This is a genomic window from Mycobacterium sp. 1274756.6 (assembly GCF_001668625.1).
Lineage (GTDB): Bacteria > Actinomycetota > Actinomycetes > Mycobacteriales > Mycobacteriaceae > Mycobacterium.
In genome coordinates this window covers 177,324-197,993 of the sequence record NZ_LZLJ01000093.1, presented here as the reverse complement: position 1 = coordinate 197,993, position 20,670 = coordinate 177,324, and the positions used below count along the sequence as shown (strand labels likewise).

General features: G+C 70.3%; 22 protein-coding genes. 12 read left to right on the top strand and 10 right to left on the bottom strand.

The genetic code is table 11. The features are described 5' to 3' along the window. Positions 1-88: 88 nt before the first annotated feature. From A5643_RS15615 to A5643_RS15605, 3 genes are all read left to right on the top strand, one after another. Complete coding sequence (locus A5643_RS15615; protein WP_156628843.1) at positions 89-1,177, top strand: YncE family protein; 1,089 nt, start codon at positions 89-91, stop codon at positions 1,175-1,177. 81 nt (positions 1,178-1,258) lie between these two features. After that, the gene (locus A5643_RS15610; protein ID WP_066857512.1) at positions 1,259-2,317 is read left to right on the top strand and encodes an NAD(P)H-dependent amine dehydrogenase family protein; all 1,059 of its coding nucleotides are present in this window, start codon (positions 1,259-1,261) and stop codon (positions 2,315-2,317) included. 20 nt (positions 2,318-2,337) lie between these two features. Continuing rightward, on the top strand, positions 2,338-3,192 hold the full coding sequence (locus A5643_RS15605) for a patatin-like phospholipase family protein (RefSeq protein WP_066857510.1): 855 nt from the start codon (positions 2,338-2,340) through the stop codon (positions 3,190-3,192). Positions 3,193-3,201: 9 nt separating this feature from the next. Here A5643_RS15605 and A5643_RS15600 read toward each other — a convergent pair whose 3' ends face one another. Continuing rightward, positions 3,202-4,272, bottom strand: a complete 1,071-nt coding sequence (locus tag A5643_RS15600; RefSeq protein ID WP_066857507.1) for a patatin-like phospholipase family protein — start codon at positions 4,270-4,272, stop codon at positions 3,202-3,204. 53 nt (positions 4,273-4,325) lie between these two features. Continuing rightward, positions 4,326-4,730, bottom strand: a complete 405-nt coding sequence (locus A5643_RS15595) for a lipoprotein LpqV (protein ID WP_066857504.1) — start codon at positions 4,728-4,730, stop codon at positions 4,326-4,328. Between the two features lie 113 nt (positions 4,731-4,843). On the opposite strand from A5643_RS15595, the gene A5643_RS15590 reads away from it, so the two are divergent. Beyond that, positions 4,844-5,332 (top strand): cysteine dioxygenase, encoded by a 489-nt coding sequence (locus A5643_RS15590; RefSeq protein WP_066857501.1) that lies wholly within the window; start codon positions 4,844-4,846, stop codon positions 5,330-5,332. Continuing rightward, complete coding sequence (locus tag A5643_RS15585) at positions 5,329-5,721, top strand: rhodanese-like domain-containing protein (RefSeq protein ID WP_066857499.1); 393 nt, start codon at positions 5,329-5,331, stop codon at positions 5,719-5,721. The genes A5643_RS15590 and A5643_RS15585 overlap by 4 nt, the downstream gene beginning before the upstream one ends. A gap of 10 nt (positions 5,722-5,731) precedes the next feature. Here A5643_RS15585 and A5643_RS15580 read toward each other — a convergent pair whose 3' ends face one another. Genes A5643_RS15580 through A5643_RS15565 form a run of 4 tightly spaced genes read right to left on the bottom strand, consistent with a single transcriptional unit; the run spans position 5,732 to position 9,636 of the window. Next, positions 5,732-6,130 carry a hypothetical protein gene (locus A5643_RS15580; RefSeq protein WP_156628842.1) on the bottom strand — a complete coding sequence of 133 codons (399 nt, stop codon included), beginning with the start codon at positions 6,128-6,130 and terminating at the stop codon, positions 5,732-5,734. 10 nt (positions 6,131-6,140) lie between these two features. Continuing rightward, positions 6,141-7,823, bottom strand: coding sequence for an alpha/beta hydrolase (locus tag A5643_RS15575; RefSeq protein ID WP_066857493.1), 1,683 nt, complete (start codon positions 7,821-7,823; stop codon positions 6,141-6,143). Then, positions 7,807-8,592, bottom strand: coding sequence for an enoyl-CoA hydratase (locus A5643_RS15570; protein WP_066857490.1), 786 nt, complete (start codon positions 8,590-8,592; stop codon positions 7,807-7,809). The genes A5643_RS15575 and A5643_RS15570 overlap by 17 nt, the downstream gene beginning before the upstream one ends. Positions 8,593-8,601: 9 nt before the next feature. Continuing rightward, on the bottom strand, positions 8,602-9,636 hold the full coding sequence (locus A5643_RS15565; protein WP_066857487.1) for an enoyl-CoA hydratase/isomerase family protein: 1,035 nt from the start codon (positions 9,634-9,636) through the stop codon (positions 8,602-8,604). A gap of 146 nt (positions 9,637-9,782) precedes the next feature. Between A5643_RS15565 and A5643_RS15560 the strand changes: the two genes are divergently transcribed. Together A5643_RS15560 and A5643_RS15555 are read left to right on the top strand one after the other, a co-directional pair. Further along, the gene (locus A5643_RS15560) at positions 9,783-10,631 is read left to right on the top strand and encodes a Bax inhibitor-1/YccA family protein (RefSeq protein WP_066857484.1); all 849 of its coding nucleotides are present in this window, start codon (positions 9,783-9,785) and stop codon (positions 10,629-10,631) included. Between the two features lie 119 nt (positions 10,632-10,750). Then, a complete protein-coding gene (locus A5643_RS15555; RefSeq protein WP_066857481.1) occupies positions 10,751-11,611 on the top strand; it encodes an endonuclease domain-containing protein in 861 nt (286 codons plus the stop codon). A 75-nt stretch (positions 11,612-11,686) separates the two neighbouring features. Here the strand turns inward: A5643_RS15555 and A5643_RS15550 are convergent, their stop codons facing one another. Together A5643_RS15550 and A5643_RS15545 are read right to left on the bottom strand one after the other, a co-directional pair. Then, positions 11,687-12,904, bottom strand: coding sequence for an acetyl-CoA C-acetyltransferase (locus A5643_RS15550; RefSeq protein WP_066857478.1), 1,218 nt, complete (start codon positions 12,902-12,904; stop codon positions 11,687-11,689). A 54-nt stretch (positions 12,905-12,958) separates the two neighbouring features. Continuing rightward, positions 12,959-13,882 carry an SGNH/GDSL hydrolase family protein gene (locus A5643_RS15545; RefSeq protein WP_082948991.1) on the bottom strand — a complete coding sequence of 308 codons (924 nt, stop codon included), beginning with the start codon at positions 13,880-13,882 and terminating at the stop codon, positions 12,959-12,961. 187 nt (positions 13,883-14,069) lie between these two features. On the opposite strand from A5643_RS15545, the gene A5643_RS15540 reads away from it, so the two are divergent. The 4 genes from A5643_RS15540 (at position 14,070) to A5643_RS15525 (ending at position 18,544) form a co-directional block, all read left to right on the top strand. Further along, the gene (locus A5643_RS15540) at positions 14,070-15,101 is read left to right on the top strand and encodes an alpha/beta hydrolase (protein WP_066857475.1); all 1,032 of its coding nucleotides are present in this window, start codon (positions 14,070-14,072) and stop codon (positions 15,099-15,101) included. A gap of 34 nt (positions 15,102-15,135) precedes the next feature. Beyond that, positions 15,136-16,542 (top strand): cystathionine beta-synthase, encoded by a 1,407-nt coding sequence (locus A5643_RS15535; RefSeq protein WP_066858039.1) that lies wholly within the window; start codon positions 15,136-15,138, stop codon positions 16,540-16,542. A gap of 65 nt (positions 16,543-16,607) precedes the next feature. Next, the gene (locus A5643_RS15530) at positions 16,608-17,339 is read left to right on the top strand and encodes an RDD family protein (RefSeq protein ID WP_066857472.1); all 732 of its coding nucleotides are present in this window, start codon (positions 16,608-16,610) and stop codon (positions 17,337-17,339) included. Positions 17,340-17,374: 35 nt separating this feature from the next. Beyond that, entirely contained in the window at positions 17,375-18,544 is a 1,170-nt protein-coding gene (locus A5643_RS15525) for a cystathionine gamma-synthase (protein ID WP_066857470.1), read from the top strand. An 11-nt stretch (positions 18,545-18,555) separates the two neighbouring features. Here the strand turns inward: A5643_RS15525 and greA are convergent, their stop codons facing one another. After that, entirely contained in the window at positions 18,556-19,050 is a 495-nt protein-coding gene (greA, locus tag A5643_RS15520; RefSeq protein ID WP_066857467.1) for a transcription elongation factor GreA, read from the bottom strand. A gap of 221 nt (positions 19,051-19,271) precedes the next feature. Then, complete coding sequence (locus A5643_RS15515; protein WP_066857464.1) at positions 19,272-19,706, bottom strand: DUF4307 domain-containing protein; 435 nt, start codon at positions 19,704-19,706, stop codon at positions 19,272-19,274. 89 nt (positions 19,707-19,795) lie between these two features. Between A5643_RS15515 and mca the strand changes: the two genes are divergently transcribed. After that, positions 19,796-20,668, top strand: coding sequence for a mycothiol conjugate amidase Mca (gene mca / locus A5643_RS15510; RefSeq protein ID WP_066857461.1), 873 nt, complete (start codon positions 19,796-19,798; stop codon positions 20,666-20,668). The last annotated feature ends 2 nt before the right edge of the window (positions 20,669-20,670 follow it).

Below are 20,670 nucleotides of genomic sequence, written 5' to 3'. Positions count from 1 at the left end.
GGCGAGATTTCACCCCGAATTCCGCTATTAGACTTGCCGAGAACATTTCCGAACGCAAGCGAAACGATTGGCGAGGGTTGTGACTACTGTGACTCGTACCGATGACGCCACCGGCGGTGTGGCGCTGGCCGAACCGGTCGCGCACCCGCAGCTGCTCGGGCCGCTGGCCGCGATGGTCCACGACATCGACGCCCTGATGCAGGCCGAGCGATGCCCGATCGTCGCCCCGCCGACCTTCCACGCCGCGATCGCCGACCGCCTCGGCGCCGCCGGCTCGACCCCCGCCGCGATGGCGCTCAGCCCGGACCGCGCCCGGCTCTACGTGGCCAGCTGCGGCGATGACACCATCTGGGTGATCGACACCGCCTCCTTCGACGTCCTCGACGTCATCGAGGGTATCGCCGAACCGTTCGCGCTGGTCGCCACCGACACGGCGGTGTTCGTGAGCACCGGTTCGACGGCCTGTGATGCCATCACCGTCATCGACGCCGCCACCAACACCGTCGCGGTGACGCTGCCGCAGACCCGCACCGTCAACGACCTGGCCGTGGCCGGCGGCCGGCTATATGCCAGCCGCGCCGACGCCACCGGCGCCGACGTCGCGGTGATCGACCCGGCGACCGGGGCCACCGAGATCATCGAGCTGGCCGGCCAGCCGGGCGTGGTCGCCGACTGCCTGGCCGTCAGCCCCGACGGGCGCCGGATCTACGTTGCCGTGCAGCACCCGACCAGCAGCCAGATCGCGGTCATCGACACCGCGGGTGGCTTCGTCGCCGGCACGTTCGCCGCCGGCGCCCCGGTCCGGGGCCTGGCGGTCAGCGCCGACGGGGCCACCCTCTACCTCGCGGAGTGCGACGCGACGCTCGGTGGTGTCGTCGAGATCCTCGACGCGTGGACCGCGACGGTCATCGACGCCGTGCACCTCGGCGGTATGCTCACCCACCTGGCGCTCAGCCGCGACGGACAGCGCGCCGTGGTGGTCAACGGCGACGACGTCACCGTGCTGTGCCTGCGAACCGGCCAGATCATTGGTTCCATCCCCACCGGCGGCCAGCCGGCGTGCGTGGTGGCCAGCCGCAACGGGCTGTACATCGCCGACTACGCCGGCACGGTGAGCGCGGTGACGACCACCGTCACCGAACAGCCGGGCGGGGTAAGCCTCCAGCCCGCGGTCTGACGCCGCGTCGTCGGCGAGACGACGCCCCGGTCCCGCTACGCTGAGGACGCCGACGAGGCGAGCGACGCGAGGGAGGCGCCAGTGGCGTTACGGGTAGTGCAGTGGGCGACCGGTTCGGTCGGAGTCGCGGCAATCAACGGTGTCCTAGAACACCCCGAACTCGAACTCGTCGGCTGCTGGGTCCACTCGGAAGCCAAGAGCGGCAAGGACGTCGGTGAGATCATCGGGTCCACGCCACTCGGTGTCACCGCCACCGACAACATCGACGACATCCTGGCCCTCGACGCCGACGCCGTCATCTACGCGCCCATGCTGCCCAACGTCGACGACGTGGTCGCGTTGCTGCGCTGCGGCAAGAACGTCGTCACCCCGGTCGGCTGGTTCTATCTCGGAGAGAAGGAAGCGGCCCCGCTGGAGGAAGCCGCCCGCGCCGGCAACGCCACCCTGCACGGCGCGGGGATCGGCCCCGGCGCCGCCACCGAACTGTTCCCGCTGCTGCTGTCGGTGATGTCCACCGGCATCACCTTCGTACGGGCCGAGGAGTACTCCGACCTGCGGACCTACGGAGCACCCGATGTGCTGCGGCACGTGATGGGCTTCGGCGGCACCCCCGAGACCGCGTTTACCGGGCCCATGCAGAAGCTGCTCGACGGCGGCTTCATCCAATCGGTGCGGCTCTGCGTCGACCGGCTCGGCTTTGCCGCCGACCCGAAAGTCCGTACCTCACAAGAGGTTGCGGTGGCCACCGGCCCGATCGACTCGCCGATCGGCACCATCGAACCCGGGCAGGTCGCTGGGCGCCGGTTCCATTGGGAGGCACTGGTCGGCGAAACCCCGGTGGTGCGGATCAGCGTCAACTGGCTGATGGGCGAGGAGAACCTCGACCCGCCCTGGTCGTTCGGCCCCGCAGGCGAACGCTACGAGATGGAGGTGCGCGGCAACCCCGACACCTTCGTCACGGTCAAGGGCTGGCAACCGGAAAGCGTCGCCGAAGGCCTGGACAGCAACCCCGGCATCGTGGCCACCGCCGCGCACTGCGTCAACGCGGTACCCGCCACCTGCGCCGCGCCGCCGGGGGTGCAGGGCTTCTTCGACCTTCCGCTGATCACCGGCCGCGCCGCACCACACCTGGCCCGCTGACCGCACCACCGGAGGTTGAGATGACACGCGCACTCGTGCTGGCCGGTGGCGGCGTCACCGGAATCGCTTGGGAGACCGGCATTCTGTTCGGCATCCTCGAAGAGGCGCCGGAAGTCGGGCGCCGGCTGCTCGACGCCGACGTGCTGGTGGGCACCTCGGCCGGTTCGGCGGTGGCCGCACAATTGGGCAGCGGTGCGACCATGGCGGAGCTGTTCGACCGGCAAGTGGCCGCCGAGTCCGCCGAACTCGATCCCGGCGTGAGCGGCGAGGAGATCGCCGAACTCTTCCTGGCCGCCATGCTCAAACCGGACACCTCCACCCGGGACAAACTGCGTGAGATCGGTGCGGTGGCGCTGTCCGCGGAGACCGTCGCCGAACCCGTTCGCCGGGAAGTGATCGCCGCGCGGTTGCCCCGCCACGACTGGCCCGACCGAGAACTGCGCATCACCGCCATCGACATCGCCACCGCGGAACTTGTGGTCTTCGACCGGAACAGCGGCGTCGAACTCGTCGACGCCGTCGCCGCCAGCTGCTCGGTGCCCGGCGTCTGGCCGCCGGTGACGATCGGCGAGCGGCGCTACATGGACGGCGGGGTGGCCAGCAGCGCCAACCTGGGCGTCGCGCACGACTGCGCCAGTGCGGTGGTGTTGGTGCCGGCGGGAGAGGACGCACCGGCGCCGTTCGGCGCCGGCCCCGCCGACGAGATCGCCGCATTTCCCGGCCGCGCCTTCGGTGTCTTCGCCGACGCCGCGTCGCTGGCGGCCTTCGGCTCCAACGTGCTGGACCCGGCGGCCCGGATCGGCGCCGCCCGCGCCGGCCGCGAACAGGGCCGGCGGGTCGCCGAATCAGTCTGCGGCTTCCTCGGCCTCGGCTGAGCGGCGGCCTCAGATGTCGATGGTGGTCACCGTCGGCTGATCGCGGGCGTAGATCTCCAGCGCATGGGCGGTCAGCTCCCGGCCCACGTCGATCATCTCCGCGGCGCGGTGGAAATCCAGGCTGCGGCAAGCCGACCGGGGCACCTCGATCATCAGATCGGGCGGATAGGCGGCGATGAGATGCCGGGCCAGGGCGGCCTGCGCGATATCGATGGTGCGGTTCATCACGTCGAAGCTGCCCAGCTTCGGCGGTTCGGCATCGGCCTCGCCCTCATCGGCTTTGACCTTCTTCTCCTCCGACGGCGCGTCAGCCGGCGCGTCGTCCGGCGCGTCGGCCGCCTCGTCGGCGGGGGTCTCGTCGTCGGACTCGGCCAGGGAGATCCCGAACCGGTCGAGCACCGCACGCGCGGTGGGCCGGTCGAGCAGGGAGCGGACCGCGTTGGTGTCCAAAAATGCTGTGGTGCTGCGCATCACCCGGTTCAGCCAGTCGGTCCCGGCGTCCTCCTCCGGGTCGTCGTCGCCGGCGCCACTGCCGTTGATGCTGACCGCAATGGTTAGGTCGGCGTTGGTCGCCGCGATCGGCGCCATCGGCACCGGGTCGAGGATCCCGCCGTCGGCGAGCAGCCGGCCGTCGAGCACGTGCGGGGCGATCACGCCGGGGATGGCGATCGAGGCGCGGATCGCCGCGTCGAGCGGACCGCGCTGCAGCCAGACCGATTTCCCGGCGATCAGGTCGGTGGCGACCGCGGTGTAGGGAATCGGCAGCTCCTCGATGGTGGCCTCACCGAGGATCTCGCGCACGGTGTCGAGAATCTTCTCCGCCCGCAGGATGCCGGCCGCCGAGATGGACGGATCCAGCAGGCGCAGCACCGCGCCCTGGGTCAACCCGGTGGCCCACTCGGTGAATTCGTCGAGCTTTCCCGCGGCGTGCAGGCCGCCCACCAGCGCGCCCATCGAGGACCCGGCCACCCCGACCACCTCGTAGCCGCGGTCCTGAAGTTCGGCGATCACCCCGATGTGGGCGTAACCGCGCGCTCCGCCGCTGCCCAGGGCCAGCGCGACCCGTGAAGTTGACGTCATAGCCCTGACATCATCGGGTTTTATCCGCCGTGATTCAAAATCCCCGTCGGCGGTCACCCGCACGCTTCGTCGGCGGCGGCCCGAACTGCGACGATCAGCGCCGACTGCCGCTCGGGACCCAGGTCGCTCCAGGAGGTGTCCCAGGTCCCCGCGTCCGCCTCGTTCGACTCCTGAACCTTCTTCAGATAGGCCTCGACCAGGCCGTCGCGATCACCGTCCTGGCCCTCCATCCAGGCCCTGGCCTGCAAACATGCGGCGATGTACTCCTCCTCGGTGGAGGCGGCCGGGGCGTTGACCTCGGTGGTCACCCCGTCGGGGGACACCGCCGACTCCCCGGGCTCCAGCGAGGTGGGCGACGTCGACCCACTGTGGTCGGCGGCACACCCGGCCAGCGTCACCAAACCGGTCACGATCACCGCGATGGCCCGCCCGGAACGAGAAAACAAGCCGCTGCGCATCCTGCCAATGTAGGTAATATCGCTGCCGTGACGAAGCGAACCGGGCAGTTGGAGTGTTGTCGGTCCTAGACCGTTCCCGTCCCTGTCTCGTTCCGTCATCCCGGGAGTGTCCCATGAGTTCCACCCTTACCGCCGTGCGCCTGCCCGACCTGCTGCACGCCACCGACCGGGCCGCCGACGACGTCCTGCGCGGCCACCACGACCGGCTCCTGCCGGCCGGCGGCCTACCGACCGACGGCCGCTGGTTCACCCGGATCCCCAGCGCACCCGACATCGACCTGTGGCTGATCAGTTGGGTGCCCGGGCACCCCACCGAACTGCACGACCACGCCGGATCGCTGGGAGCGCTGACCGTGCTCTCCGGCGCGCTCGACGAATTCCGTTGGGACAAGACGCGGTTGCGCCGCCGTCGGCTGCGCGCCGGAGACCAGGCCGCCTTCCCGCACACCTGGGTGCACGACGTGGTCGGTGCCGCACGAGGACCGACGTTGAGCGTGCACGCCTACTCACCGCCGCTCACCGCCATGTCCTACTACGAGATCCACGCCGGGCGCCTGCGCCGGACCCGCACCGAGCAGACCGCGCACCCGGAGGCGTCGTGACCAGCCGCATCGACACCCTGCTGGCCGCCACCCGCGCTCGGCTGGACCGGCTTGCCGCCGCCGACGTGCCCGCGGCGCGGCGCCGCGGCGCCGTCCTGGTCGACATCCGCCCGGCCGCGCAGCGCGAGCGGGAAGGAGCGGTACCGACCGCGCTGGTGATCGAACGCAACGTGTTGGAGTGGCGCTGCGACCCGACCAGCGACGCGCGCCTGCCGCACGCCGTCGGCGACGACGTGGAGTGGGTGATCGTCTGCTCGGAGGGCTACACCTCCAGCCTGGCGGCGGCCGCCCTGCAGGACCTGGGGCTGCACCGCGCCACCGATGTCGCCGGCGGCTACCACGCGCTGGCCGCTGCGGGAGTGCTGGGCGACCTCGAGGCTCGCCGCTAAACGTTCGGCCTCAGGCGGCGTCCGGCGCGGAGTGCTTCGGCAGTTTCGGGACATGCGGGACATGCGGCACGTGCGGCACATGCGGCAGGCTGGGGACCTTCGGATACTTCGTCGGCAACTTCGGATGGTGGGGCTGCGCTGCGTCCGGTTCCGGCTCGGGCGGGAGGGCGTCCTCGGGGGCGACGCAATCGGGATGCGCCGGATCGGCGACACAGTCGACCGGAAGGTCCGGAACGCAGCCCGGATCGGCCGGATCGAGGTCGCAGTCGGGCAGCTCCGGGTCGTCGAAGACGACCGGCACCGGCGCCGGTGCTGCCTGTGCCGCGGTGTTGACGCCCAACGCAGCCGAAACCATCAGCGCCACAGCCAACCCCGGCGCCCACCTTGCCCACTTCACCCGGTCGTACACGCCGCACACCTTAGCCCGGCGAACTCAGCAGCGGGCGCAGTCGCTCGGTCTGCTCGTGGGTCCAGCCCGGCGGCTGCAGGATCGCCGCCCACGCATCGGCGGCGTCCTGCACATAGTGGTGGCCGTGGCCGGGCGGCACGTCCAACGCCACCGCCATATCGGCGGAGACCTGAAGGAACGTCACCACCGGAATCCACCGGATCTCCGGCAGCACGTCCACTCCGTGCTCCTCGGACAGCCATTCCGGCTTGCGGAACAACAGGTCCGGGCTCCACCAGGCGATCGGGTCGGAGGCGTGCTGCAGGTAGACCACCCGGGGCGTCTCCCAGGGCGCATCCGGGCGTTTCAGATCCTCCGGGCGGGCCACGAACCGCACGTTGCGGCCGTCCTGATAGGTCGGCAGCCACTGCGGTGAACCGGCGTCGCGGCTCTCGGTGAGATCGGTCCAGATCGTGTTCTGAAACGTCGGCCCGGAGAACAGCGCCCCGTCGGTGCGGGCCAGCACGTTGTTGAGGTTCATAAACGGCGCCTCGCCGCCGAAGGAGCCCAGACTCTCACCGAAGACCACCAGCTTGGGCCGGTCGGCCTCCGGCATCGCGCGCACCAGTGCGTCGACGGCCTCGAACAGCATGGTTCCGGCCTGCCGGGCGTTCTCCTTGTCGACCAGGAACGACAGCCAGCTGGGCAGAAACGAGTACTGCATGCTGACGATCGCGGTGTTGCCGTTGAACAGGTATTCCAGCGCGGTGGCCTCGGCCTCGTTGATCCAACCGGTTCCGGTGGTGGTCGCCACCGCCACCACGTCGCGCTTCAGCCCGCCGGTGCGCTGCAGCTCGCGGGCCGCCAACTGCGCCGCGGCGGCCATCCCGTCGGCGGAATTCAACCCGGCATAGACCCGGATCGGCTCGGTGGCCGGCGCGCCGTTGAACGCGGTCAACTGCTGTATCGACGGCCCGCTCTCCACGAAGATGCGGCCCTGATGCCCCAACGACTCCCACGTCACCAACGAGCCCGGCCCGCCCGACCGCAGCGTGCTGGTCGGGGCGGCGCTGTCGGGATCCATCTCGTCGTTGACCGAGGCGAACGTGGAGTTCATGGTGTTCATCGCGGTGCGCACCACCACGCCGTTGAGCAACGCGATCGACAGCGCCACCAGCAGACCCACCGCGACGACCTTCGACACCCTCGGCGGGGCGACCCGGTTGAGCTGGCCCACCAGGAACCGGAACAGCCGCCGGGTCAGCTGACCCCCTTCGACCAGCGCGAACAGCACCAGCACCGCCAGGATGCCGGTGAGCGGGTAGCTCAGCCGGCTCAGGTGCGGCACGCCGATCAGATCCCGCAGCCGGTCCTGCCAGACGTGGAACCACACGATCGAGGCCACCATCCCGACCGCGCCGACACCGGTCAGCACCAGCCAGGCCCAGCGCGGCGCCTTCGGGCTGGATTGCCGCGACCGCAGATAGCGCACCAGCCACACCGCGAACACTCCGAGGCCGTAGCCGATGGCGCCGGCCCCGCCGCTGACCAGCCCCTGGAACAGCGGCCCGCGCGGCAGCAGCGACGGGGTCAGCGACAGCCAGATGAACACCAACCCGACCGCGGTGCCGGTGAAGGTGTAATGCCGCACCCACCAGGCGGGTTTGGCCGGCGCGGCCTCGGTCGCGGTCACCGGGTCAGCGGTGGGTGAAATTCGCCGGGCGCTTCTCGGTGAAGGCCGCCATCCCCTCGGACTGGTCTTCGGTGGCGAACGCGGAGTGGAACAGCCGCCGCTCGTACAGCAGGCCCTCGGCCAGCGTGCTCTCGAACGCCCGGTTGACCGCCTCCTTGGCCATCATCGACGCCGAGAGCGACATCCCGGCGATCGTGGTGGCCACCGCCTTGGCCTCGTCGAGCAGGTCGTCGGCGGGCACCACCCGCGAGACCAGCCCGCTGCGTTCGGCTTCGGCCGCGTCGATGGTGCGGCCGGTCAGGATCAGATCCATCGCCTTGGCCTTGCCGATCGCGCGGGTCAGCCGCTGCGAGCCGCCCATCCCGGGCAACACGCCTAGCTTGATCTCGGGCTGGCCGAACTTGGCGGTGTCCGCGGCGATCAGCAGGTCGCACATCATCGCCAGTTCGCAGCCACCGCCGAGCGCGTGGCCGGCCACCGCCGCGATCGTCGGGGTGCGCACCGCCGCCAGCTTCCCCCAGGCGGCGAAGAAGTCGGAGCCGAACACCTCGGCGAAGCTCAGCTGCGCCATCTCCTTGATGTCGGCGCCGGCGGCGAACGCCTTGGCGCTGCCGGTGATGATGATCGCGCCGATGCCGGGGTCGTTGTCGAGTTCGGTTGCGGCGCCGGTGACTTCGGCCATCACCTGGCTGTTGAGCGCGTTGAGTGCCTGCGGGCGGTTCAACGTGATGGTGGCGACCCGGCCGTCGCGTTCCACCAGAATCGTTTCGTAGGTCGTCTCAGCGGACATGATTCCTCCTTACAGGACCAGATCGGGTTGTGCCGGCGCGAAATACGCCTCGACGTCGGCGTCGGTCACCTCGGCCAGGGTGGCCGGCGACCATTTCGGGTTGCGGTCCTTGTCCACCAGCTGGGCGCGGATGCCCTCCACCAGATCATGTGAGCGCAGCGACGCGCAGGAGACCCGGAACTCCTGCACCAGCGCCTCCTCGAGACTGTCGAGGGCGGCCGCCCGGCGCACCGCCGCCAACGTCACCGACAGCGCGATCGGGGAGCGGGTGCCGATCAACTCGGCGGCCTTGTTGGCGTCCGCATCGGAGTGCTCCCGCAGCGCGGCGACGATCCCGTCGACGGTGTCGTGGGCGAAGCACTCGTCGATCCAGCCGCGGTGGGCGGCCAGCGGACTGGGCGGGGCCGGTTCGGCGAACACGCCCAGCGCCGCGTCCACGCCGTCGGCGGCGATCGCGGCGGCGAAATCGGCGAGCTTGGCGTGGGGCACATAGTGATCGGCGAAGCCGAGCGCGATCGCGTCCGGTCCGGAGAACGGGGCGCCGGTCAGCGCGGCATACAGGCCCAGCCCGCCGGGCGCGCGGGACAGCAGGAAGGTGCCGCCGACGTCGGGGATGAAGCCGATGCCGACCTCGGGCATCGCCACCTTGGAGGTGTCGGTGACCACCCGGGTGTTGGCGTGCGCGCCGACGCCGACGCCGCCGCCCATCACGATTCCGTCCATCAGCGACACATACGGCTTGGGGAACCGGCCGATCGCGGCGTTGAGCAGGTACTCGTCGTGCCAGAACTTGCGTGCGGCGGCGCCGTCGGCCTTCGCGCTGTGATAGATCGCCACCACGTCACCGCCGGCGCATAAGCCGCGCTCCCCGGCGCCGTCGAGCACCACCGCGCGGATCGCGTCGTCGCGCCCCCACTCGCCGAGCACCTCGGTCATCGCGTCGACCATCGCCTGGTTCAGCGAGTTGATGGCCTTCGGTCGGTTCAGTGTCAGAAAACCGACACCGTTGTCAACCCTGGTCAAGATGCCGTTGTCTACCGTCACACCATCGCAATCTAGATGCCTACCGCCGCTCGTCGCAGCGCGGGTAAGGTCTAGCTGTGAGCAGCCGGGGAACCAGCCCCGGCCGCTGTTCGTTGACCAGCTGTTCGCAACACCCGAACATCAGGCCTTAGGAGAGGAATCCGACGGTGCGGGAGACCAGTAACCCGGTATTTCGTTCGCTGCCCAAGCAGCAGGGCGGATACGCGCAGTTCGGCACCGGTGCCGCCGGTGCGGCCCAACAGGTGCAGCTAGGCCAACAGCTCGGCTACCAACAGCAAGCCCCCTACACGCCGCAGACCGGTGTCTCGCGGCCGATGACCATCGACGACGTCGTCACCAAGACCGGCATCACCCTCGGGGTTCTCTCCGCGGTCGCCGTCGTCTCCTACTTCCTGGTGCAGTCCAACCTCGGCTTGGCCACCCCGTTCACCTTCATCGGTGCGTTCGGTGGGCTGGGGCTGGTGCTGGTCGCGACGTTCGGCCGGAAGCAGGACAACCCGGCGATCGTGCTGAGCTACGCCGCGCTGGAGGGACTGTTCCTCGGCGCGATCTCGTTCCTGTTCGCCAACGTGGTGGTCTCCGGCGCCAACGCCGGGGTCCTCATCGGGCAGGCGGTGATGGGCACCTTCGGGGTGTTCTTCGGGATGCTGGTCGTCTACAAGACCGGCGCCATCCGCGTCACGCCGAAGTTCACCCGCATGGTGGTCGCGGCGCTGTTCGGCGCGCTGGTGCTGATGCTGGGCAACCTGGTGCTGCACCTGTTCGGCATCGAGATGGGCCTGCGCAACGGCGGTCCGCTGGCGATCATCTTCTCGCTGGTCTGCATCGGGATCGCCGCGTTCAGCTTCCTGATCGACTTCGACGCCGCCGACCAGATGGTGCGCGCCGGCGCGCCGGAGAAGGCCGCCTGGGGCATCGCGCTCGGGCTGACCGTCACCCTGGTCTGGCTGTACATCGAGATCCTGCGCCTGCTCAGCTACTTCCAGAGCGACTAGACCGCAGCTTCACCGTCGACTCTGCGGTGACCACGCACAAGGGCGAGTAGCGCCTCTGGTCACCGCAGAGTCGACGTGTATCCGGGCACGTTGTCGGGCGGTACCGGCACCATGCCGGCATGGCGGGGTTTGTGGAGCGGCGCCCGTTCCTCGGTTCGGAGGCGCGGGCCGCCGGTGCGGTGAGCTGGCATGAGCTGAGCAGGTACTACACCGCGCTCTTCCCCGACGTCTACCTCGACAAGTGGGCCACCCCCACCCTGAATGACCGCATCGTCTCCGCCTGGCTGTGGTCGAGACGGAAGGCGGTGATCGCCGGGGTCGCCGCGGCGGCGCTGCATGGCGCGAGGTGGGTCGAGAGCGACGCCGACGTGGAGCTGGTCTGGCGCAATGCCCGCGCCCCGAAGGGTGTGAGGACGCGCGCGGAGTTGCTGCTCGACGGTGAGACCCGCCGCCTGCGCGGGCTGCCGGTGACCTCCATCGAGCGGACGGCGTTCGACCTCGGCAGGCGCGGCAGCTTAGGCCAGGCGGTGGCGCGACTGGACGCGCTCGCCCACGCCACCCGCTTCAACGTCGGCGACGTCAAGCGCTTAGCCGCTAATCACCGCCGCACCCGCGGGCTCCGTCAGCTGGAGCGCGCGTTGGCTCTCGTCGACGGCAACGCGCAGTCACCGAAGGAGAGCTGGCTGCGGCTGCTGCTCATCGAGGCGGGTTTCCCGACGCCGCGCACCCAGATCCCGGTGCCAGGCGTCGACGGCTATCCGCGGTATTACCTCGACATGGGCTGGGAAGAGCTCCTGCTGGCCGTCGAATACGACGGTGAGCAGCATCGGGTCAGCCGCGACCAGTTCCGCAAAGACGTCGAGCGGTCGGAGTTTCTGCAGCGGGCGGGCTGGACTCTCATCCGGGTACTGGCCGGTCACCGCCGCAGCGAGATCGTGGGGCGGGTGCGGCAAGCCTGGGCTGCATTGACTCTGCGTTGAGCAGACAAAAGTGCGAGTAGCCTGCCTGCTCGCCGCAGAGTCGACGCCGAGGTGAGCCGCCAGAGTCGACGCGGCTCAGGAGAGCCGCTCAAGCACCATCGCCATGCCCTGGCCGCCGCCGACGCACATCGTCTCGATGCCCAACGTCTTGTCGTGGCTGGTCAGGTTGTTCAGCAGGGTCGCGGTGATGCGCGCGCCGGTCATGCCGAACGGGTGGCCGAGCGCGATCGCGCCGCCGGAGACGTTCAGCTTGTCCAAGTCCATGTCCAACTCGCGCGCGGAACCGAGCACCTGCACCGCGAACGCCTCGTTGATCTCATACAGGTCGATGTCGGAGATCGACATGCCCGCGATGCGCAGCGCCTTGCGCACCGCCTCGATCGGCCCCAGCCCCATGATCTCGGGGGACAGGGCGCTCACGCCGGTGGAGACGATCCGCGCCAGCGGGGTCAGCCCCAGCTCCTTGGCCTTGGTGTCGCTCATGATCACCAACGCGGCCGCCCCGTCGTTGAGCGGGCAGGCGTTGCCCGCGGTGATCGTGCCGTTGGGCCGGAACACCGGGTTGAGCTGCGACACCTTCTCGTAGGTGGTGCCGGCGCGCGGGCCGTCGTCGGTGTCGACGACGGTGCCGTCAGGCAGGGTCACCGGGACGATCTCCTTGGCGAAGTGGCCGTTCTTGATGGCCTCCTCGGCGCGGTTCTGGCTGCGCACCCCCCACTTGTCCTGCTCTTCCCGGCTGATCCCGGTGTGCAGCACGACGTTCTCCGCGGTCTGGCCCATCGCGATGTAGACGTCGGGGATGTTGCCGTCGTCGCGCGGGTCGTGCCACTCGGTCGCGCCCTCGGCCTGCTTGACGGTGCGGGCCTGCGCCTCGTCGAACATCGGGTTCTTGCTGTTGGGTGCGCCGTCGGCGGCGCCGACGCCGAAGCGGGACACCGTCTCCACCCCGGCGGAGATGAACGCGTCACCCTCGCCGGCCTTGATCGCGTGGAAGGCCATCCGGGTGGTCTGCAGCGACGACGAACAGTACCGGTTGACGGTGGTGCCGGGCAGGAAGTCATAGCCCAACTCGACGGCGACGGCCCGGGCGATGTTATAGCCGGCCTCACCGGCGGGCTGCGCGCAGCCCATCATCAGGTCGTCGATGTCTTTGGGGTCCAGGGCGGGCACCTTGTCGAGCGCGGCCCGCACCATCTGGGCGGCCAGGTCGTCGGGCCGCATGCTCACCAGCGACCCCTTGTTGGCGCGGCCGATCGGCGAACGCGCGGTTGAAACGATGACGGCTTCCGGCACGATGGCTCCCTCCGTATGGGTCAGCCCGAAACTTGGGTGCCCTCGAATCTAACGCTACCGCTCGGAAGTGCTCGCCACGGGGCAGCCGGCCAGCGGGTGACGGGCCGGGCGAACCGCAGCGACCGGCGCCCGGCGCGGCGCGGGGTCGAGAGCGACCGGGGGAGTCACCGCGGCGCGCACCGCGCGGCGCAGTTCCGCGGCGATGAGCGCGTAGCCGGCCGCCGACGGGTGATAGCGGTCCTCGGACAGCAGATGCGGGGCCCCGACGAACCGGCGCGCCAGCAGCTCGGCGAGCGGCACCGCGATGCCCCCGGCCGCGGTGATCGCCGCGGCCTGCGCCCTCGCCAGCTGCAGGCCGCGGGCGCGGGTCACCCAGCGCAGCGGCTGCGGGATCGCGGTGATCACCCCGAAATCCGGGCAGGTGCCGACCACGACGGTGGCGCCCTTATCACGCAGCTGCTGCACCACCAAGCCCACCCGGCGAGCCGAGGCGGCGATGCCGTTGAGCGCGGTGACGTCGTTGGCGCCGATCAGGATCACCGCCACCTCCGGCGGCGGACCGGCCACCAGCATGGCGTCGACCTGCCCGCACAGACCCTTGGAGGTGGCGCCGACGATGGCCTTGGTGGACAGCCGGATGCGCCCACTGGTCCGGTCGGCCAGATCCCGGGCGATCAGCACCCCCGGCAGCTCGTCGGTGCGCCGGCAGCCGTACCCGGCGGCGGTCGAATCACCGAAGAGCATCACGTGCAGATCGACGCGGTCCCCGCGTTGGAAGCGACGGACCGGCCCGCCGCCGCGCGAGTAGACGCCGTCGGCGCGCGGGGGCGGCGCCCAGGCCTTGGGGATGACCTGGCGAGCGTGGTCGGCCTGGCCGGTCAGCAGGTTCCGGGCCCCCAGGACGGCGGTTCCGGTGGAGGCGAGTGCACCCGCAGCGGCCAGCGCGACCGTAGATCGACGCGACGCCCGTTTGTCCACGCCCGCTAGTCTAAGAAACCTTTATGACATCTCTGACCAGCAACGATCACAGTCCAGAGCAAAAGTCATATCGAAACAGACTCACTGATTGTTGAAATAATTAAATGTGACAGGCTAAGTTTGGCCGGGCTGGCCCCCGAGGGCTGGGCCGGGGGACACGGACTACATCGGCGTAGGAGTGTGCAGCATGACCGCACCCAGTGAAGCAACCGTCATCCCGACCCGCCCGCGTAGGCGCGCCTACCCGGCCAGCGACGGCCTGCCGGTCGAGGTCACCGAGAGCGGGCCGAGCCTGCAGGCGCGGGTGGTCTCGCTGGCGACCCGGCTGACGGTCCGGCCCGCGCTGGCGGTGTTCGGCAACTTCCCGCACCTGCCCTGGCCCTGGGAGCTCATCGACTTCGTCTCCAGGGCGCTGCTACCCACCCCCGGCACCGTGCGGGTGACGGTGGACCTGCCGGACTGCGACGCCCAACTGGTGCGCGCCCCCGGCGTGCTGCCCGCCGACGGCAACCGGCGCGTGGTGCTCTACCTGCACGGTGGCGCCTTTCTGACCTGCGGGGCCAACTCGCACAGCCGGGTGGTCAACGCGGTCTCGCAGTTCGCCGACTCGCCGGTCCTGGTGGTCAACTACCGGCTGGTCCCGAAGTACTCGATCGGGCAGGCCCTCGACGACTGTTACGACGGCTACCGGTGGCTGCGGCTGCGCGGCTACCAGCCCGACCAGATCGTGGTGGCCGGCGATTCCGCGGGCGGCTACCTCGCGATGGCGCTCACGCAGCGGCTGGCCGAGGAGGAGGAGCAGCCGGCCGCGTTGGTCACCCTGTCGCCGCTGTTGGAGCTGGACAAGAAACCCAAGCAAGCCCACCCCAACATCAAGACCGACGCGATGTTCCCCGCCAAGGCGTTCGACGCGCTGCTGTCGCTGGTCAGCAGGGCCGCCGCCAGGAACATCGTCGACGGCGAGCCCGAGCGGCTCTACGAGCCGCTCGACCACATCACCCCGGACCTGCCGCGCACCCTGATCCACGTGTCGGGATCGGAGGTGCTGCTGCACGACGCGCAACTGGCCGCCCGCAAGCTGGCGGCCGCCGGGGTGCCCACCGAAGTGCGGATCTGGCCGGGTCAGATCCACGATTTCCAGCTGGCCGGCGGGTTCGTTCCGGAGGCCAAACGCTCGCTGCGCCAGATCGGCGAATACATCCGCGAAGCCACCGGCTAGGCGCCGTCCGTAGCGACCTGGGACGATGGGGCTCATGCGGATAGCCCCTCACATCAGTGAACTCATCGGCGACACCCCTCTGGTTCAGCTGAACTCGGTGGTGCCGCCCGGAGCGGGGCGCGTGGTCGCCAAGATCGAATACCTCAACCCCGGCGCCAGCTCCAAAGACCGCATCGCGGTGAAGATGATCGACGACGCCGAGGCCGCCGGCCTGCTCAAACCGGGCGGCACGATCGTCGAACCCACCTCGGGCAACACCGGGGTGGGGCTGGCGCTGGTGGCCCAGCGGCGCGGGTACCGCTGCGTGTTCGTCTGCCCGGACAAGGTCAGCGAGGACAAGCGCGACGTGTTGCGCGCCTACGGCGCCGAGGTGGTGGTGTGCCCGACGGCCGTCCCGCCGGACCACCCCGACAGCTACTACAGCGTCTCCGACCGGCTCACCGCCGAGATCGAGGGGGCCTGGAAGCCCGACCAGTACTCCAACCAGGCCGGCCCAGCCAGCCACTACGAGACGACCGGGCCGGAGATCTGGGCCGACACCGACGGCCAGATCACCCACTTCGTGGCCGGGATCGGCACCGGCGGCACGATCAGCGGCACCGGCCGCTACCTCAAGGAGGTCTCCGCCGACCGGCCCGGCGGCCCGGTCACGGTGATCGGCGCCGACCCTGAGGGCTCGGTGTACTCCGGCGGCACCGGCCGGCCCTACCTGGTGGAAGGGGTCGGGGAGGACTTCTGGCCGAAGGCCTACGACCCGGCGATCCCCGACGAGATCATCGCGGTCTCCGACTCCGACTCCTTCGACATGACCCGGCGGCTCGCGCGCGAGGAGGCGCTGCTGGTCGGCGGGTCGTGCGGGATGGCGGTGGTGGCCGCGCTGCGGGTCGCGGAGAAAGCCGGGCCGGACGCGCTGATCGTGGTGCTGCTGCCCGACGGCGGCCGCGGCTACATGTCGAAGATCTTCAACGACGAGTGGATGTCCTCCTACGGGTTCCTGCGGTCCCGGCTCGACGGCACCACCCGCGAACCCACCGTCGGCGACGTCCTGCGCGGCAAATCCGGTGTGCTGCCCGATCTGGTGCACACCCACCCGTCGGAGACGATCCGCGACGCGATCGGCATCCTGCGCGAATACGGGGTGTCGCAGATGCCGGTCGTCGGCGCCGAACCGCCGGTGATGGCCGGGGAGGTCGCCGGCAGTGTCTCCGAACGCGAACTGCTCTCCGCGGTGTTCGAGGGTCGCGCCCAGCTCGCCGACGCCGTGGACAAGCACATGAGCCCGCCGCTGCCGCTGATCGGGGCCGGGGAGCTGCTCGGCGAGGTCGCCGCGGCGCTGCGCGAGCAGGATGCGGTCATGGTGGTGGAGGAGGGCAAACCCGTCGGCGTCATCACCCGCCACGACCTGCTGGGGTTCCTGTCGGAGGGCACGCGCCGCAGATAATGCGGCCGGGCCGGGCCGGGCCGCGCTAATCTGGCACTCCACCGCACCGACTCCGAGGAGCGCGCATGACCTACCCGCCGCCGGGCAACTACCCGCCGCCAGGGGGCTACCCCCCGCCGGGTGGGCATCCGCCGCCCCCGCTGGGGAGTTACCCGCCGCCGCAGGGCGCGCCCGGCGGCTACCCGCCGCCTCCGCCGGGCAACTACCCGCCGCCGCCCCCGGGCAACTACCCGCCCCCACCCCCGGGCAACTACCCGCCGCCGCCGCCGGGGAACTATCCGCCGCCGGCGCCCGGGTACAGCGCGCCCGGCGCGGTGGGCAACCTGCCGCAGACGGCGTACACGTCCTGGGCCACCCGGGTCGGGGCGGCGCTGATCGACGGCATCCCGCCGCTGCTGGTGTACGGGCTCGCCTGGGGATTCGCGCTGGCCACCGGCGACAGGCAGTGCTACGGATCGCCTACCGGCCACGGCGGCACCTGTGTGGTGGCGTTCACCGGGGCCGGCAGTGCGCTCGTCCTGCTCGCCGCGCTGGCGGTGCTGGCCTACGCCCTCTGGAACTTCGGCTACCGGCAGGGCACCACCGGGTCGAGCATCGGCAAGTCGGTGCTGAAGTTCAAGGTCGTCGGCGAGGCCACCGGCCAGCCCATCGGCTTCGGGCTGTCGATCGTGCGCCAGCTCGCCCACTTCGTCGACGCGGTCATCCTGTGCATCGGCTACCTGTTCCCGCTGTGGGACGAGAAGCGGCAGACGCTGGCCGACAAGATCATGTCGACGGTCTGCCTGCCGACGCGCTGACCCGGATCCCGACCACCGGCTAGGCTGGGACGGCGATGAGTGAACAACGTTCGACCCGACGATCGCCGGGCCTGTCCACCACCGCCATCCACGCCGGCTACCGGCCGGATCCGGCCACCGGCGCGGTCAACGCGCCGATCTACGCCAGCAGCACCTTCGCCCAGGACGGGGTGGGCGGCATGCGCGGCGGCTACGAGTACGCCCGCACCGGCAACCCCACCCGCACGGCGCTGGAGACGGCGCTCGCCGCCGTCGAGGCCGGCCGGTTCGCCCGCGCGTTCGGCTCCGGCATGGCCGCCAGCGACACCGCGCTGCGGGCGCTGCTGCGCCCCGGCGATCACCTGATCATTCCCGACGACGCCTACGGCGGCACCTTCCGCCTGATCGACAAGGTGTTCACCGGCTGGGGGATCGACTACACCCCGGTCGCGCTCTCCGACGTCGACGCAGTCCGCGCCGCGGTCACCGACAAAACCCGGTTGATCTGGGTGGAGACCCCCACCAACCCGCTGCTGTCGATCGCCGACATCGCCGCGCTCGCCGAGATCGGGCACGCCGCCCAAGCGAAGGTCGTCGTCGACAACACCTTCGCCTCCCCGGCGCTGCAGCAGCCGCTGACCCTGGGCGCCGACGTCGTCCTGCACTCCACCACCAAATACATCGGCGGGCACTCCGATGTGGTCGGCGGGGCCCTGGTCACCGACGACGAGGAAACCGACGCCGCGTTCGCGTTCCTGCAGAACGGCGCCGGCGCGGTCCCGGGCCCCTTCGACGCCTACCTGACCCTGCGCGGGCTGAAGACCCTGGTGCTGCGGATGCAGCGGCACAGCGAGAACGCCGCCACGCTCGCCGAGATGCTGCTGGGCCACCCGGCGATCGCCGCCGTGTACTACCCCGGGCTGCCCGACCACCCCGGCCACGAGGTGGCCGCCCGACAGATGCACGGCTTCGGCGGCATGGTGTCGGTGCGGATGCACGGCGGGCGGGCGGCCGCCGAGAAACTGTGCGCGGGCACCGAACTGTTCATCCTCGCCGAATCGCTGGGCGGGGTGGAGTCGCTGATCGAGCACCCGGCGGCGATGACGCACGCCTCGACGGCGGGCTCCCAGTTGGAGGTGCCCGACGATCTGGTCCGGCTCTCCGTCGGGGTCGAGGACGTCGCCGACCTGCAGGCCGACCTGCAGCAGGCCCTCGAGGGTGTTTAGCTCGAGGGCGGCTAGCCGGTGTAGGGCTCGGCGCTGAGCAGCGTCACCGTGATGGTGCTGCCGTCGGGCACCGTGTAGCTGCGCTTCTCGCCCACCTTGGCGTTGAGCAGCGCGGCACCCAGCGGCGAGTTCGGTGAGTACACCTCCAGGTCGCCCTCGTGGATGCCTTCCTGGCGGGTCGCGATGAGGAAGGTCTCGGTGTCGGACTCGTCGTCGTCGTAGTAGACCTTCACCACCGAACCCGGCAGCGCCACCCCGGACTGGGTGGGCGCCTCGCCCACCTTCGCGGTGTTCAGCAGGTCCTGCAACTGGCGGATGCGGGCCTCCTGCTGGCCCTGCTCCTCCCGCGCGGCGTGGTAGCCGCCGTTCTCCCGCAGGTCACCTTCCTCGCGACGGTCGTTGATCTCCGCGGCGATGACCGGACGGTTGGCGATCAACTGGTCCAGCTCGGCCTTGAGCTTGTCGTGTGACTCCTGGGTCAGCCACGTCAGCTGAGTCTCCGTCATCTGGTCACGCTCCTTGTGTCGTCTACGCGAGGGTGGTGCTCCGGGCGGTCGATGCCGCCGTCCGCTGGGAACGACGCGGTCACCCGGTGTATTGCCGTCTCGCAGCGGTCTACGTCTGTACCCGCGCTAATGCAGCAATACACGGCCCCGGCGGGAACCGTGTATTGCAGACACGATACCACCGCGGTGCGTCACTCGGCGGGGCGAACGTGACCCGGCTCTCAGCTCGCGCGCAGGTAATCGGGCACGTCGGTGCCGCAGCCGTAGATATCGCCCATCGCCGGCTTCGCGCTGGACTTCAGTATCGTGGTCACCACCACCGTGGCCTGCTCCGACGGCGGCACCAGCACCTCCCGGCGCCCGGTCTCGCTGCCGTCCTTCGCCCGGACCCGCACGATGCACTGCGCGGGCCGCGACGGATCGGAGCGGGTCACCGTGACGGTCACCGACACCGTCTCGTCGTCGATCAGCTCGTAGGCCACCAGCTTGCCGCTCACGTCGTCGCTGCCGAACCGCTGGTAGCCCAGCACCGCGATGACGGTGCCCGCGGCGATCGCCAGCACGGACACGGCGATGATCACGCGCCGCCGCGGCGAGCCGGGCAGGCGGCGGCGACCGTACCGGCTGCCAGGGCCGGGTGAGGCGGGTTGGGTCATGGTGACAGGATCGACTATCGGGTGGTCAACGACAAAATGGAACTATTGGAACCAGAACGACACGACCGGACACAGGCAGGTGGAGGCACGTGAGTGGACTGCGGTTGATGGCGGTGCACGCCCACCCGGACGACGAGGCCAGCAAGGGCGCGGCCACCGTCGCCCGGTACGCCGATGAGGGGCACCGCGTGATGGTCGTGACGTTGACCGGCGGGGAGCGCGGCGACATCCTCAACCCGGCCATGGACCTGCCGCACGTGCGCGGGCGCATCGCCGAGGTGCGCCGCGACGAGATGGCCGAGGCCGCCAAGATCCTGGGCGTCGAGCACACCTGGCTGGGATTCATCGACTCCGGCCTGCCCAAGGGCGACCCGCCGCCGCCGCTACCCGCGGACTGCTTCGCGTGCGCGCCGATGGAGGAGGCCACCGCGGCGCTGGTCCAGGTGGTCCGCGAGTTCCGGCCGCACGTGATGACCACCTACGACGAGAACGGCGGCTACCCGCACCCCGACCACATCCGCTGCCACCAGGTGTCGATCGCCGCCTACGAGGCCGCCGCCGACCCGGCGCAGTTCCCCGAGGCCGGCGCCCCGTGGTCGGTCTCCAAGCTGTACTACATCCACGGCTTCCTGCGCGAACGGATGCAACTGCTGCAGGACGAGTTCGCCAGACACGGCAAGCAGGGCCCGTTCGGGAAGTGGCTGGCGCGGTGGGACCCCAACCACGACCACTTCGCCCAGCGGGTCACCACCCGCGTCGAGTGCGCCGCCTACTTCGACCGCCGCGACGACGCGCTGCGCGCCCACGCCACCCAGATCGACCCGAAGGGCGACTTCTTCGCCGCCCCGATCGACTGGCAGCAGCGGCTGTGGCCCACCGAGGAGTACGAGCTGGCCCGATCCCGGGTGCGCACGACACTGCCGGAAACCGACCTCTTCACCGGAATCGAGGACCCCGAGTGACT